The sequence below is a fragment of the Burkholderia sp. KJ006 genome (assembly GCF_000262695.1).
Classification (GTDB): Bacteria; Pseudomonadota; Gammaproteobacteria; order Burkholderiales; family Burkholderiaceae; genus Burkholderia; species Burkholderia vietnamiensis.
The window spans coordinates 83,224-97,578 of record NC_017922.1 but is presented as its reverse complement, the minus strand read 5'-3'; the positions used below and the strand labels follow the sequence as shown (position 1 = coordinate 97,578).

The window sequence follows — 14,355 nt, the reverse complement described above, 5'->3', positions numbered from 1 at the left end:
CATGAACGAATCGTCATCCCGGTCCGACGCGGGGCTCAGCAGGAACGCGGTCGGACTCTCACACATCGTCTTCTTCGTCGTCGCCGCGGCCGCGCCGCTCACCGCGATGGTCGGCGCGACACCGGCGGCGTTCTCGCTCGGCAACGGCCCCGGCGTGCCCGGCGTCTTCGTGCTGGCCGGCGTGATGTACCTGATCTTCAGCATCGGATACGCGGCGATGAGCCGGCATATCTCCAACGCGGGCGCCTTCTATGCGTACATCGCGAACGGGCTCGGGCGGCCCGTCGGCGTGGGCGGCGCATTCGTCGCGATCGTCGCGTACAACGCGGTGCAGATCGCGATCTACAGCATGTTCGGCTTCTTTCTCAACAACGCCGTCCAGCAGCATTACGGCGTCGACGTGCCGTGGTGGGCGTTCGCGCTGGCCTGCGTCGCCGCCGTGCATCTCTGCGGCGCGCGACACATCGAGTTCAGCGGACGGCTGCTCGGCCTGCTGATGCTCGGCGAGATCGCGATCGTGATGCTGCTCGACGTCGCGATCGTCGCGCACGGCGCGACTGCCGGCGGCTTCAGCGCGAGGCCGTTCATGCCCGCGGCGGTGTTCGTGCCGGGCCTCGGCACCGCGCTCGTGTTCGTCCTCGGCTCGTACATGGGCTTCGAGGCCACGGCCATCTTCTCCGAGGAAGCGCGCGACCCGAAGCGCACGATCCCGCGCGCGACGTATCTGGCCGTGATCCTCATCATGGTGTTCTACGCGCTGTCGTCATGGGCCATCGTCGAGGCGTGGGGCGAAGGCCACATCGCCGCGCAAGCGGCCCGCGATCCGGCCAATCTGTGGTTCGCCGTCAGCAGCCGGCTGCTCGGCAACATCGCCACCGATGCGATGAACGTGCTGCTCGTCACGAGCCTGTTCGCGGCCATCCTGTCGTTCCACAACACGATCACGCGCTATTTCTACGCGATGGGGCGGGAACGCGTGCTGTGGCGCAAGCTCGGCCATACGTGCCCCGTGCATCGCTGCCCCGACGTCGCGGGCAAGGTGCAGACGGTGATCGCGCTCGCGGCGATCGTCGGCTCGGCCGCGTTCCGGCTCGACCCGTTCGCCATCGTGTTCTCGTGGATGAGCGCGCTCGCGACGATCGGCATCATCGCCGTGCAGATCCTCGTGGCGACGTCGGTGATCGCCTTCTTCGCGCGCGACCATCGGGACGCCTCGATCGTGCACCGCCTGATCGCGCCGCTCGTCAGCGTGGTCGCGCTCGGCGCATGTCTCGTGCTGGTGGTGCGCAACCTGTCGGTGCTGAGCGGATCGGACTCCGCGTTCGTCGCGATGTTTCCGTATTTCCTGCTCGCCATCGGCGCGCTCGGCATTCGCGCCGCATTGCGATTGAAGCGCAGCGATCCCGACCTGTACCGCGAACTCGGGCGCGCCGCCCAGTAAGCGCGGCCCGGCGCGCGCAGCGCTGCCGCCGCGCCGCAATCCCACCGCATTCCCATCGCAATCCCGCCGCGGGCGCGTCTATGCATAGACGCGTCGCGCCGCCGTCGGCACGGGTATTCCCTGACCGATACGCGCGGCAGCGATTGCCGATAGCGGACAACGCGCGCCGTTTCATCGACATACAGTGAATCCGACGTTGGACCGCGGCCGTGGCAGCCGTCATCGCCCCGCCCGATCGGCCCGACGCTTCGTACCTGTGACACACGGACACCATGATGAAAATCCAGAACCTGATCGGCGGCCGGCATTGCGATGCCTCCACCGGCCGCACCTTCGACAAGCTGGCGCCCGCGACCGGAGACTGCATCTGCACCGTTCCCGCCTCGAGCGCCGACGACGTCGATCGCGCCGTGCGCGCCGCCCACGACGCATTGCACGACGACGCATGGGCCCGCGCCGGCGGCGCGGCCCGCGCCCGCTGGCTGTATCGGCTGGCGGACCTCGTCGAGCGCGAAAGCGAAGCGCTGGAGAGCCTCCTCGCCGTCGAACAAGGGCGGCCGCCGGCCGAGATGCGCATGATGGACCTGCCGATGACCATCGACACGCTGCGCTATTTCGCCGGATGGGCCGACAAGCTCGAGGGCCGGACGATCCCGACCGACGGCTTCATGGGCCGCCCGACGCTCAGTTACACGCGGCGCGCGCCGGTCGGCGTGGCCGGCCAGATCGTGCCGTGGAACGCGCCGCTGATGATCGCCGTATGGAAGCTCGCACCGGCGCTCGCGGCCGGCTGCCCGGTGGTGATCAAGCCGTCCGAGGATGCGCCGCTCGCCGTGGCGCGGCTCGGCAAGCTCGCGTGCGAAGCCGGCCTGCCGGCCGGCGTCGTCAACATCGTGCACGGCATGGGCGCCGAGGTCGGCGCTGCGCTCGTCGCGCATCCGCTCGTCAGCAAGATCAGTTTCACCGGCAGTACCGAAGTCGGCCGCACGATCGCCTGCGATGCGGCGCGCACCTTCAAGCGCGTCACGCTCGAGCTCGGCGGCAAGGCCGCGCAGATCGTCTTCGCGGATGCCGATCTCGACCGCGCGATCCCGTCGCTGGTGGCCGGCATGTTCGCGAACCAGGGGCAGACGTGTGCGGCCGGCTCGCGCGTGCTCGCGCACCGGTCGATCGCGGACGCACTCGAAGCGCGGCTCGCCGACGCGGCACGCACCATCCGCGTCGGGCCGCCGACCGAGGCCGGCGTGCAGATGGGCGCGCTCATCAACCCGCGGCATCTCGCACGCGTGCGGGCGCACGTCGCGGCGGCGCTGGCCGAAGGCGCGGTCATGCTCGCCGGCGACGAACAGGTGCCGCCGCGCGGCTGCTTCATGCGCCCGACGATACTCGGCGGCGTGCATCCGGGCATGCGCATCGCGCGCGAAGAAGTGTTCGGCCCGGTCGGCATGGTGATGCCGTTCGAGACCGAGGACGATGCGATCCGGATCGCCAACGACACGCCGTTCGGCCTGTCCGCCTCGGTCTGGACGCAGGATGTCGGCACCGCGCACCGCGTCGCCGAACGGCTCGACGTCGGCGCGGTCGCCATCAACGCATGGAGCCCGATCGATGCGCGCCTGCCGTGGGGCGGCACCCGGCAAAGCGGGATCGGGCGCGACTTGTCGAAGGCCGCGCTCGATTCGTACCTCGAGGAAAAGATCGTCACGGCCGCGCTGTGATGTCGCGGCGCACGCCGCGCCGCACCGTGTTCACGCACTTGAAGAGAGATACCTCATGGACTACCAAAAGCGACAAAAGCGATTCTGGCACCCGATGAGCTCGGCCGCGGCCGGGCATACGACCCCGACGGTCATCATCGCCCGCGGCGACGGCAACTACGTGTACGACGTCGAAGGCCACCGCATGCTCGACGGCGTCGGCGGCCTGTGGAACGTCAACGTCGGCCACAACCGGCCGGAAGTGAAGGCCGCGATCGCGCGCCAGATGGACGAGCTGTCCTACTATCAGACCTTCGACGGCGTGGCCCACCCGCGCGTCTACGATCTGGCCGACCGCCTGTGCGCGATGTTCGAGCAGGAGGACATGCAGCGCGTCATGTTCGGCAGCGGCGGCTCCGACGCGATCGAGACCGCGCTGAAGATGGCGCGCCAGTACTGGGTCGCCGCGGGCGAGCCGTCGCGCACGAAGTTCCTGTCGCTGCGCAACGGCTATCACGGCGTGCACATGGGCGGCACGTCGATCGGCGGCAACGGCGTCTACCACTACAATCACGGTCCGTTGCTGCCCGGCTGCGTGCTGCTGGATACCCCGTGGCTGTATCGCAATCCGTGGAACTGCGATGATCCGGACCAGCTGGTCGAACACTGCATCCGGCAACTGGAGGACACGATCGCCTTTCATGGCCAGCAGACCATCGCGGCGTTCGTCGCGGAGCCGGTGCAGGGCGCCGGCGGCCTGATCGTCCCGCCGGCCAGCTACTGGGCGCGCGTGCGGAACGTATGCGACCGGCACGGCATCCTGCTGATCGCCGACGAAGTGGTGACCGGCTTCGGTCGCACCGGCAGCATGCTCGGCAGCCGCGGCTGGGGCGTCGCCGCCGACATCCTGTGCGTCGCCAAGGGCATTTCGGCCGGCTACGTGCCGCTCGGCGCGACGCTGTACAACGGCCGGATCGCGCAAGCGATCGAGCACGGCGCGGGCTTCTCGCACGTCGTCATGCACGGCTATACGTACAGCGGCCATCCGCTCGCCTGCGCCGCGTCGCTCGCCGTACTCGACATCGTCGAAGCCGAGGATCTTCCGGGCAACGCGGCGCGCATGGGCCAACGCCTGCTCGAGCAGTTGCTGCCGTTGACGCGCGACTTCGAAACGGTCGGCGACGTGCGCGGCAAGGGGCTGATGCTGGCGCTCGATCTCGTGACCGACAAGGCGAGCCGCACGCCGCTCGATCCCGGCAAGGGGTTCGCGGCGCGCGTGGCGGATGCCGCACGCAAGCGCGGCGTGCTGGTCCGGGCGATCGCCAACAAGATCGTGATGTCGCCGCCGCTGACGCTGCAGCCGGAAGAGACCGACCTCATCGCGCATGCGCTGCGCGACGCGCTGCAGGAGTGCTGCGCGGACGCGCGAGCGATCGCCTGACGACGCGGCGCATCGGCCGCACGCGCGTCGTTTCGACGACGCGTGCGCCGCGCGGCGGTCGGGGGCATCGGCCCGGCGCGAGTTGCCCCATACGGCGCGGAATGTCGACGCCGGCGTTCGACATCCCGCCCTTCGCAGTTGTGCCTACACGAGAGACCATCCAGATGAACGACCAGGCTATTGCAATTCCAGCGCACAAGTATCCGCTCACGCTTCGGCTGCTTCATTGGCTCAGGGCGATCCTGATCGGTGCGCAGCTGTGGACCGGATGGACGATGGTCCGGCTCGACGACAACCTGCCCGCCAAATTCGACTGGTACTACCCGACCCACAAGGAATTCGGCGTGCTCACGCTGCTGGTGGTCCTGACCCAACTGGCGATCCGCTCGATGCAGACGTTGCCGCCGCTGCCGGCGAGCCTGCCGAAACTCGACCGCAAGCTCGCCAAGCTCGCCCATTACCTGCTGTACGCGCTGGCCGTCGTCGTGCCGTTGATGGGCTATTCGATGTCGAGCACCTATACGCAGAGCGACGGCGTGCCGTTCTTCGGTCTGCGCGTGCCCGAGCTGCTGGCGAAGAACGACCACTGGTTCGTCGCGTTCCAGTGGCTGCACAGGACGCTCGCCTACACGCTGCTCGCGCTCGTCGTGCTGCACGTGCTCGCCGCGCTGAAGCACCGCTTCTTCGATCCGAACCGCGAGAACGACGTGTTGCGACGCATGCTGTAACGCCGTCGCCGCGCGCCTGCGCGCACCACCCGACGCTTCACCACCGGGCCGCTCGTCGCGGCCCGGCTCGTTCCACGTCACGTCTTTCGTCTTACTAACCGATGGCAGATCCTGATCCGGCGGGAGGCGCGTGCGTGCCCGTCGCGACGCGGGCTGCCATTCCTGCGTCACCCGGAGATCGACAATGAAAAAGAGGATTGCGGCCGTCACGGCGGCCTGCGCGATGGGGTTCAACCTGGGCGCTCACGCGCAGAGCAGCGTGACGCTTTACGGATCGATCGACCAAGGCATCAATTTCACGAGCAACGCGGCCGGAAGCCGCGCCTACCAGATGGTCAGCGGCGACACCGTCGGCAGCAACTGGGGGCTGAAGGGGACGGAAGATCTCGGCGGCGGCCTGCGGGCGATCTTCCAGCTCGAGAATGGTTTCAACGCAAGCACCGGCGCGCTCGGCGTCGCGTCGCGGATGTTCGGCCGGCAGGCCTACGTCGGGCTCGATTCCGATCGCTTCGGCACACTCACGCTGGGCCGTCAGTACGACCCCACGCTCGACATGTGGAGCCCGTTCGCGGCCGCCGGAAACTGGCTCGGCGACTTCGGCGCCCACCCGTACGACAACGACAACGCCGACTGGGACTACCGCATCCAGAACAGCGTCAAGTACGTGTCGCCGACGTACGGCGGCTTCAAGGGCGAGGTGCTCTACGGGCTCTCGAATCAGGCGGGCGGCTTCGCCCGCAACCGCGTCTACAGCGCCGCGATGCAGTACCAGGCCGGTGCGTTCTCCGCCGCCATCGCGTATCTGAAGGCCAACAACGGCGGCGCGACGGCGGCCGGCGCGTTGTCGAGCGACGATACGGTTTTCAGCGGCCGTTCGCAGCAGAACATCGATGTCGGCGCGTCGTACAAGTTCAATGACAAGCTGACGCTGTCCGCCGCCTATTCGCACGTCGACGTCTACAGCCCCGAGGCGAACGTCTACTTCACGAACCAGCCTGCGACGGGCTCGCAGAACGCGTGGAAGTTCGACAATTTCGAGGTCAACGGCCAGTATTTCCTCCTGCCCGACGTGTGGTTCGGCGCCGCCTACACCTATACGCACGCGCGCGTCGCGACGGCGGCGGGCGACGCCTCGCCGAGCTGGCACCAGCTGTCGATGATGCTCGACTACGACCTCAGCAAGCGGACCTCCACGTACATCCAGGGTGCGTACCAGCATGCGACCGGCAACACCGGCACCGACTTCGATCATGCGCACGTGCTCGGCACCGCCGGACAGTCGTCGGGCCGCAACCAGCTCGCGTTGCGCATCGGGATGATGCATCGCTTCTGACATGCGCGCGGCGCGACGGCGGCCGCGCGTTGCGCGTGCCGGCCGTCGCGCGCCGCACCGTCAGAACTGGTGGCGCAGGCCCACGCGGACCGCGCTCTGGGTCGACCCCGACGCCGCGCCGCCGAGCGCGGCCTCGACCTGTGCGCCGTACGCGCTGTCGTGCCCGCGCGCGAATACCGCATACAGGCCGGTCCGTTTCGACAGCGAATAGTCGGCCGTCAGCGTGAGCTGGTTGGCCGAGCCCGTATCGCCGCCGCGTTGCTGGAACTGGAAGCCGCCGCCGAGTTGCAGCGACGGCGTCACTGCATAGGTCAGCCCGGCATCGTAGGTCGTGGCCCGCAGCGGTGCGGCCGCGCTGATCCGCACGTCCGACACCATGCCGAACACACGCAGCCGGCCGACGTCGTAGCCGGCGCCGCCCGAGAAGTTGCGGAGATTGCCGCCGGAGGTCACGTCGTGCTGGCCGAAATACACGAGCGCGGCGCTGAACGCGCCTTGCGTGTACGACACCATCGCGCTCTGCACGCTGCTGCGCGCGACCGTGCCCGGTACGTTGCCGAACCCCCACATGCCGCCGAACGACACGCCGCCGAAGGTCGGACTCACGTACTTCACCGCGTTGTTCACCTGCACGCCCCAGACGCGGTTGTCGAGCGCGCCGCCGGCCGACGCATTCGCCGGCAAGCCCCATGCGAGCAGGCCGGCCGGCGTATTCGCGCCGATCGCGAAGGCCGGCATCAGATCGCCGACGAAATCGAACTGGCGGCCGAGCGTCACGGTTCCCCAGTCCCCGCCGAGCCCGACGTACGCTTGCGAACTGAACGCGGCGCCCGGCACGGTGAGCGTGCCGTCCGAGGTCTGGAACTGGCTTTCGAGCCGGAAGACCGCAAAGTTCGCGCCGCCGAGATCCTCGCGGCCCGTCAGCCCCCACACGTCGTTGCGCGCCACGCCGGCCTGCAACGCGAGCTGGCGGCCGCCGCGCGGCGCCGACGCGACATTGCTCGTATAGGTGACGCCGGTGTCCAGCGAACCATAGAGCGTCACGCTCGATTGCGCGAACGCCGGCACGGCGCTGCCGCATCCGTAGATTGCCAGCACGCGGATCCACGTCTTCATCTTCACTCTCCTCTTCATGTAGGGATGCCTATCGAAATCCGTCGTTGCTGGTCGGTGCTGCGCGCCCTGCGGTCGGGCGCCGCGCGACCGACTTCAGTTAGACTACGGCCCTGTCGCCGGCGCAGCGGCAGCGTGGCCGGCCCGCTTGCGCTGCAACGCCGTCGCGCCGCTCGTTCGGTTGCCGCAACCCGTCTGAACCCGGATCACGTCATGTCGAGCCTGACCAAAATGCTGTCCATCCTTGACGTCTTCTCGTCGTCCGCGACGTCGATGACGGCCGAGGAGATCGCCGAACACATGGGCTTCTCTCGCACCACGTGCTACCGCTACGTGAAGGAACTGGCGTCCGTCGGCCTGCTCGTCGGCAGCAATGGCCGCTATACGCTCGGGCCGCGCATCATCCATCTCGACTACAACATGCGGCAGTCGGACCCGACGCTGAATGCGGCGAAACCGGTGATTCAGCATCTGGTCCAGGTCACCGGCGGCGACGCGCTCGTGTCGACGCTGTTCGACGAGCAGATCATCAACGTGATGCACGAGTCCGGCGCCGAAAACCTGCAGCTGGGCTTCGGGCGCGGCCGCATCATGCCGCTGTTCGTCGGCGCCTCGTCGAAGGTGATCGTCGCCGCGATGTCGCGCGCGCGCCTGAAGCGCCTGCACGAACGGCACAACGCGGAGCTCGGCGAATTCGCGACCGACTGGACCGCGTTCTGGCGCCACTGCCAGCAGATCGTCGAGTCCGGCTACTGGATTTCGCGCGGCGAACTCGACGCGGGTTTCGTCGGTATCGCCGCACCGATCCGCACGGCCAGCAGCGGCGAAATCAACAGCAGCCTGTCGCTCGTGTTCCGCGCCGAGCACTTCGCGCTGTTCGACGAGCAGGTGCTCGGCAAACTGCTGATCGACGCCACCGCGCGGATCGGCGCAGCCACCTGAACACGCGCCGCGCCGCGCACGATCGGCGGCAGGCGCCCGTCGGTCAATTCATCTGCGTGACGAATTTCGTGACGAGATAGCCGTCGAACGCTTCCGTGCCGCCTTCGCTGCCGAAGCCGCTGTCCTTCACGCCGCCGAACGGAATTTCCGCCGGCCCCATGCCGAAGTGATTGATGTTGACCATGCCGGCCTCGAGCGCGCGGCTGATCCGGTGCGCGTTGCGCGCCGACGTCGTGAATGCGTACGACGCGAGCCCGAACGGCAGACGGTTGGCTTCGGCGAGCGCATCGTCGAGATCGTCGAACGGCACGATGCCCACGATCGGGCCGAACGGCTCGTCGTTCATCAGCCGCGTATCGCGCGCCGGGCCGAGCACGACCGTCGGCGCGAAATAGTGGCCGGGCCCCGGCAGGCGCATGCCGCCCGTGGCGATCTGCGCGCCTTTGGCCGTTGCGTCGGCCACGAAGGCGTCGATCTCGTCCACGCGCCGCGCATGCGCGAGCGGCCCCATCGTCACGCCCGCGTCCAGCCCGTAGCCGACGCGGATCGTGCCCACCGCGTCGAGATAGGCGCAGACGAACCGGTCGAACGCCGCGCGCTGCACGAAGAACCGCGTCGGCGATACGCACACCTGCCCGGCGTTGCGAAACTTGTACGCGGCCAGCATCGCCGCGGCGCGCTCGACGTCGGCGTCCGCGCAGACGAGCACCGGCGCATGACCGCCCAGCTCCATCGTCATGCGCTTCATCAGCGACGCGGCGAGCGCCGCCAGTTGCTTGCCGACGGGCACCGATCCGGTGAACGAAATCTTGCGCACCAGCGGCGCTTCGATCAGCTGCTTCGATACGTCGCCCGGCACGCCCCAGACGATGTTCAGGCAGCCGGGCGGCAAGCCGGCATCGTGAAACAGCTGCGCGAGCGCGACGATCGCGCTCGGCGATTCCTCCGGCCCTTTCAGCACCAGCGTGCATCCCGACGCCAGCGCGGCCGCGATCTTGTGCATCGCCTGGCTGAACGGGAAATTCCACGGCGAGAACGCCGCGCATACGCCGATCGGCTCGCGCAGCACCGTCTGCATGACGTCCGGGGAACGGGCCGGCACGACCCGCCCGTAGGTGCGGCGTCCCTCCTCCGCATGCCATTCGAGCTGCTCGGCCGCCGACACGACCTCGGCGATCGCCTCGCGAAGCGGCTTGCCCTGGTCCATCGTGATGTGCCGGCCGATGGTCTCGGCGCGCTCGCGCGCGAGCGCGGCGGCGCGACGCAGGAGGTCGGAACGCACGAGCGGCGACTCGTGCCGCCACGTGACGAATGCGCGATGCGCGGCCTGCACCGCGGCGTCGATGTCGTGCGCCGTCGCATGCGGCAGCTCGCCGAGCACGCGTGTGGTCCCGGGATCGACGACCGGTTGCGTGCGCCGGCCGTCGGCATCGTGGAACCTGCCGTCGATGTACAGCCGAAGCGGCGCGTAGTCGTGTCGGACGCCGGAGCTCATCCGGGAAGTCAGCGGAGTAAACGGAATCAACGCGGGTGCCTCACGTGGAATTGCATGAAGGGCGCCGGCGCGGCGCGTGACCGCCGCCGGCACGACGACCGGCAGGTCACGCCGCCGGTTGCGGCCAGGCCAGCAAACCGCCGATTTCCTGCCGGAGAATCCGGTTCTCCTGCCGGACCAGCAGATGCCGCACCTTGCCGCGGAACACGCCGAACGCCGGATCGGCCATCAGCGCCGCGCGACGCCGTGCGCGCTCGTCGAGCGAATCGAAGGCCCACAGATACACGAGCTGGTTCAGCGGCCCGACTTCGGTCGTGAAGCAGCCGACCATCGTGCCGAGCGCCTGCTCCTGCGGCGCGCGACCGCACTCCGCATAGAGCCGCAGATACTCGGCGACGCCGCCGGGCACCAGCGTATAGATGCGTTGCTCAACAAACATGCGCGGCCTCCGCTTGCTGCTGCGGCGCGAATGCGCGGAACGCGGCCGTCACGCCGGCGATGCCGACCGCGTCGGTCTGCGCGGCGACGTACCGGTCCGGACGGACGACGACCAGCGGCCCCGCATGCCGGTCGAACCAGTCGGCCATCGCGTTGTCGACGTCTTCGACGCACTCGCTGCCGTGCGCGCTCGCGATGCGCTGCTCGCGGCACGTGCCGCTGCGCGACCGGACGATCTGCACGAACTTCGCGCCCAGCGCGGTCCAGAACGCGCGATCGTCGTCGCTCAGGCTCGCTTGCGGATCGCATTGCCAGCCGATGATCGAAAACCACGGGCCGAGCACGTCGTCGAGCTTGCGGCGCACACCGTCGGCCGTTTCGACGTCGGGCTGGACGATCATCCGGCCGATCGCGCCCGACGCATCCGATGCGCCCGTCACCACGATCCCGCGCGTATAGCTCGGCATCGGCTTGAAACGCATTTGCAGCACGTAGTCCTTCAGGCCCGGCGCAAACCGCGCGGCCGCGAGCAGCCGATCGCGCAGGAATGCGACCGGACGGCTGGTCGGCATCAGCATCGCGCCGAACGTGTCCGCGAGGTCGATCATCGCCTTCGCATGGGCGCGGCGCTCCGTTTCGTAGGTCGCGAGCACGCCGGGGTTCAACGTACCGTGGACGATCCCGGCCAGCTTCCACGCGAGGTTGCCCACGTCGCGCAGGCCCGCATTCAGCCCTTGCCCGATCCACGGCGGACTCAGGTGCGCGGCATCGCCGACGAGCGCTATGCGGCCCGCGACGAAGCGCTCCGCCACGCGCGAGTGATGCGTGTAGGTGCGCGCCCGGACGATCTCCAGCCGCTCGACGTCTGCGACGTACGGTGCGATCAATGCGCGTATCGACTCCGGTTGCGCGATCGCCTGTTCGTCCTCGTGCGGAAACACGAGAAACTCCCAGCGCCGGTAGTTGAACGGCAGATAGATGCACACGTTCGGGCGGCGCGGGTCGCAGTTCAGCGCGGTGCAGGGCTGGTCGAGGCCGGCGTTCTTCACGTCGACCACGACCCACTTCATCGGATGCGTCGTGCCGGCGAGCGGGATGCCGAGCATCTCGCGCAGCGGACTGCGCCCGCCGTCGGCCGCCACCACGTAATCGGCGTCGAGCGCATAGTGCTGCCCGTCGGCGCCCTGCACCCGCAGCGTCACGTGCGCGTCGTCCTGCTCCAGCCCGACGACTTCCTCGCCGGTGCGCAGCGACACGTGCGGATAGCGCGCCAGCGCATCGCGCAACGTGCGCTCGGCCAGGTGCTGCATGAAGATGTTGCGCCGCCACCAGCCGAACTCGCGGACCGACGGACGCACGTCGGCGAAGCATTCGCCGCGCGCATTGAACATCCGCAACGGCACGTTCTGGATGATGTCGCGACTCAGCTCGTCGGCCACGCCGGCAGTCTGGAACAGCCGCAGCGCTTCGTCGTCGATGCCGACCGCGCGCGGGAAGTCGACGATCTGCGGCGCCCGCTCGACCACGACCGTATCGACGCCATACAGGCCGAGCAGGTTCGCCAGCGCCGCGCCGTTCGGCCCCGCGCCGACGATCGCGACCGAGGTCCGGTTCCGGTTGTCCGCTTTCATGCGCCCCGCTCCCCCGCGCGCCATGCCGGATCGTCGAGACGGTCGAGCCATTCGCGCAATGCGCCGTTGAACGCCGCGGGCCGATCGTCATGCACGTAGTGCGTCGCGCCCGCGATATCGACCCGCTCGATCACGGCGTTGGCCGCGCTCATGTCGGCCGCGACCTGCGCGGATAGAAAGTCCGAATCGCCGCCGCGCAGCAGCAGCGTCGGCACCCGCAGGCTCCGTATCAGCGGCCACAGGTCGACCAGTTGCTCGGGTGTCGCGGCGAGCCGCGCGGCCGCGATTCCCGCGGCGTCGTGCCGCCAGACGATGCGTCCGGGCGCGTGCTCCCGCAGCGAATGCGCGACGCGGGAATCGAGCGCCGCCTCCGGCAGGTTCGGCCGCTGGCGGCGCCAGAACGCGCGCGCGTCGGCCCACGTCGCGAACCCGTCGGGCGTTTCCAGCAGCTCGCGCTTGATGCGCGCCGATCCTTGCGAGCCGACGGACGCACCGGGGCCCATGTCTTCGATCACGAGGCCGGCGAGCCGCTCCGGATCGCGGCCCGCATAGACGAACGCGTTGGCGCCGCCCATCGAATGGCCCACGAGCACGAAGCGCCGCAGGCCGAGCGCCCGTACCAGCGCGTCGAGATCGCGCACATAGGCCGCCGCGTAATATTCGCGCCGCGGGTCCCAGTCGCTCGCGCCGCGCCCGCGCTGATCGAGCGCGACGACGCGGTAGCGGTCGGTCAGCGCATGCGCCACGTCGGCCCACGTCTGCGCGTAGCTGCGCAGGCCATGCAGCATCACCACGGCCGGCGCATCGTCGCGCCCCCAGCTGACGTAGTGCAGCCGCAAGCCGTCGCTGACGATCCATCCATCGGTTCCGGATGCCCGGTTCATCGTTCGCCCTCCGCGCCGCGCCAGCATTCAGACCAGACCGTCGCGGCCGACGATCTCGCTCGCCTTCAGCCCGCCGAGCCGCGCATGCAGGCGGCCGCGTGTCGCGAACGCGAAGATCACCAGCACTTCGTCGTCGTTCGGCGCATCGGGGAACAGGCAGGTGACGGTGTCGTAGTGCGAGCGCACGTACAGCGCGTCCTTGTGCGCGAGCGGCACGTCGATCACCGTGTTGATCGGGCCGCGCTTGCCGCTCGACGGCACCCACGCCTTGCCGCCGCCGAGCGCCGCGCGGATCGGTTCGGCGAAGATCGACGTGAGGAACGCGTTGCCGTGCTCGTACTCGCCCGCCGAGCCGACGAGACACGCCTTGCCGTAGCTCTCGATCGCGCGCCCCGCCGCGAGCGCTTCGATGCGTCGCGCGAACTCGCGGCCGAGCGCGGGCGACGGACGCACGAGGTCGTCGAGGTTCTCGCTGAAACGCCCGGCGTACGGATTGTGGACGGCCGCCGCGATCACGATCTTGCGCAGCGGTTCGCCGTCGGCCAGCTGGCCGGTCTCGTTCGCGAGCGAATCCTCGATCTGCGTGTACCACTTGCGGATATGAAAACCTTCGAAATTGGCGGTCTTGCTCATCGGGATTCCCTGGTCAATGGTGTGGATATGCGGTGGTTCGGAGCGGCAACGGCGGCGACGCTAGTCGAACAGCGGTTCGAGCTGCGTCGGATCGCTGGGCGCGTGGTAGCGGTTGAGCACGCGCTTGCCTTCCTCGTCGTCGGTGACGGTCTCGCAGAAGAACTCGAGGCGGTTGCCGTCCGGATCGTTGAAGTACACGCCGATGCCCACCTTGTGATCGGTGATCTTGACGATCGGCACGTGGCGGCGGATCAGCATGCCGTACAGGCGGCGCAGCTCGGTCAGCCCGCCCGCGATTTCGAGGCCGTAGTGCTGCAGCCCGATCGTGCCGAGCTCCGCATCGGACGCCGCGCGGATCAGCGCGATGTCGTGATGCTTCTGTCCGAACGACATGAACACCCACTGATCGCCGCGCGCGGTTTCCTTCATGCCGAGCACGTCGGCGTACCACGTGCTCGAGCGCACCGGATCGCGCACGAACAGCGACAGGTGGGTGCGCTGAATGTGCGGCGTCGGCATCGGCCGGCCGCTCGCGTTCGCGCGTTCGGCCTGCTGGCGGAAGTCGGATGACGTCATCGC

General features: G+C 68.8%; 13 protein-coding genes. 6 read left to right on the top strand and 7 right to left on the bottom strand.

Annotated features, from left to right (window positions below; all coding sequences use genetic code 11):
• The first annotated feature begins 1 nt into the window (after position 1).
• The 5 genes from MYA_RS24595 to MYA_RS24575 all read left to right on the top strand — a co-directional run bounded on the left by MYA_RS24595 (position 2) and on the right by MYA_RS24575 (position 6,640).
• Positions 2 to 1,441 (top strand): APC family permease, encoded by a 1,440-nt coding sequence (locus MYA_RS24595; RefSeq protein WP_011879746.1) that lies wholly within the window; start codon positions 2 to 4, stop codon positions 1,439 to 1,441.
• A gap of 272 nt (positions 1,442 to 1,713) precedes the next feature.
• Positions 1,714 to 3,159 carry an aldehyde dehydrogenase family protein gene (locus tag MYA_RS24590; protein ID WP_014725554.1) on the top strand — a complete coding sequence of 482 codons (1,446 nt, stop codon included), beginning with the start codon at positions 1,714 to 1,716 and terminating at the stop codon, positions 3,157 to 3,159.
• A 55-nt stretch (positions 3,160 to 3,214) separates the two neighbouring features.
• Positions 3,215 to 4,579: an aspartate aminotransferase family protein gene (locus MYA_RS24585; protein ID WP_041494339.1), complete on the top strand. Its 1,365-nt coding sequence runs from the start codon at positions 3,215 to 3,217 to the stop codon at positions 4,577 to 4,579.
• 164 nt (positions 4,580 to 4,743) lie between these two features.
• On the top strand, positions 4,744 to 5,307 hold the full coding sequence (locus tag MYA_RS24580) for a cytochrome b (protein ID WP_014725553.1): 564 nt from the start codon (positions 4,744 to 4,746) through the stop codon (positions 5,305 to 5,307).
• A gap of 184 nt (positions 5,308 to 5,491) precedes the next feature.
• Positions 5,492 to 6,640: a porin gene (locus MYA_RS24575; protein ID WP_014725552.1), complete on the top strand. Its 1,149-nt coding sequence runs from the start codon at positions 5,492 to 5,494 to the stop codon at positions 6,638 to 6,640.
• A 60-nt stretch (positions 6,641 to 6,700) separates the two neighbouring features.
• On the opposite strand, the gene MYA_RS24570 is transcribed toward MYA_RS24575, so the two are convergent.
• A complete protein-coding gene (locus MYA_RS24570) occupies positions 6,701 to 7,756 on the bottom strand; it encodes a porin (protein ID WP_014725551.1) in 1,056 nt (351 codons plus the stop codon).
• A 24-nt stretch (positions 7,757 to 7,780) separates the two neighbouring features.
• Between MYA_RS24570 and MYA_RS24565 the strand changes: the two genes are divergently transcribed.
• Positions 7,781 to 8,695 (top strand): IclR family transcriptional regulator, encoded by a 915-nt coding sequence (locus tag MYA_RS24565; RefSeq protein WP_238539619.1) that lies wholly within the window; start codon positions 7,781 to 7,783, stop codon positions 8,693 to 8,695.
• Between the two features lie 43 nt (positions 8,696 to 8,738).
• Here the strand turns inward: MYA_RS24565 and MYA_RS24560 are convergent, their stop codons facing one another.
• The 6 genes from MYA_RS24560 to MYA_RS24535 form a co-directional block, all read right to left on the bottom strand.
• Positions 8,739 to 10,190: an NAD-dependent succinate-semialdehyde dehydrogenase gene (locus MYA_RS24560; protein ID WP_014725549.1), complete on the bottom strand. Its 1,452-nt coding sequence runs from the start codon at positions 10,188 to 10,190 to the stop codon at positions 8,739 to 8,741.
• Between the two features lie 106 nt (positions 10,191 to 10,296).
• Positions 10,297 to 10,629 (bottom strand): NIPSNAP family protein, encoded by a 333-nt coding sequence (locus tag MYA_RS24555; RefSeq protein ID WP_014725548.1) that lies wholly within the window; start codon positions 10,627 to 10,629, stop codon positions 10,297 to 10,299.
• On the bottom strand, positions 10,619 to 12,259 hold the full coding sequence (locus MYA_RS24550) for a bifunctional 3-(3-hydroxy-phenyl)propionate/3-hydroxycinnamic acid hydroxylase (protein WP_014725547.1): 1,641 nt from the start codon (positions 12,257 to 12,259) through the stop codon (positions 10,619 to 10,621). Before MYA_RS24550 ends, MYA_RS24555 begins: the two co-directional genes overlap by 11 nt.
• Positions 12,256 to 13,143 (bottom strand): alpha/beta fold hydrolase, encoded by an 888-nt coding sequence (locus MYA_RS24545; RefSeq protein ID WP_014725546.1) that lies wholly within the window; start codon positions 13,141 to 13,143, stop codon positions 12,256 to 12,258. Before MYA_RS24545 ends, MYA_RS24550 begins: the two co-directional genes overlap by 4 nt.
• 27 nt (positions 13,144 to 13,170) lie before the next feature.
• Positions 13,171 to 13,776 (bottom strand): amino acid synthesis family protein, encoded by a 606-nt coding sequence (locus MYA_RS24540; protein ID WP_011879735.1) that lies wholly within the window; start codon positions 13,774 to 13,776, stop codon positions 13,171 to 13,173.
• A gap of 60 nt (positions 13,777 to 13,836) precedes the next feature.
• Entirely contained in the window at positions 13,837 to 14,352 is a 516-nt protein-coding gene (locus MYA_RS24535) for a VOC family protein (protein WP_014725545.1), read from the bottom strand.
• Positions 14,353 to 14,355: the final 3 nt, after the last annotated feature.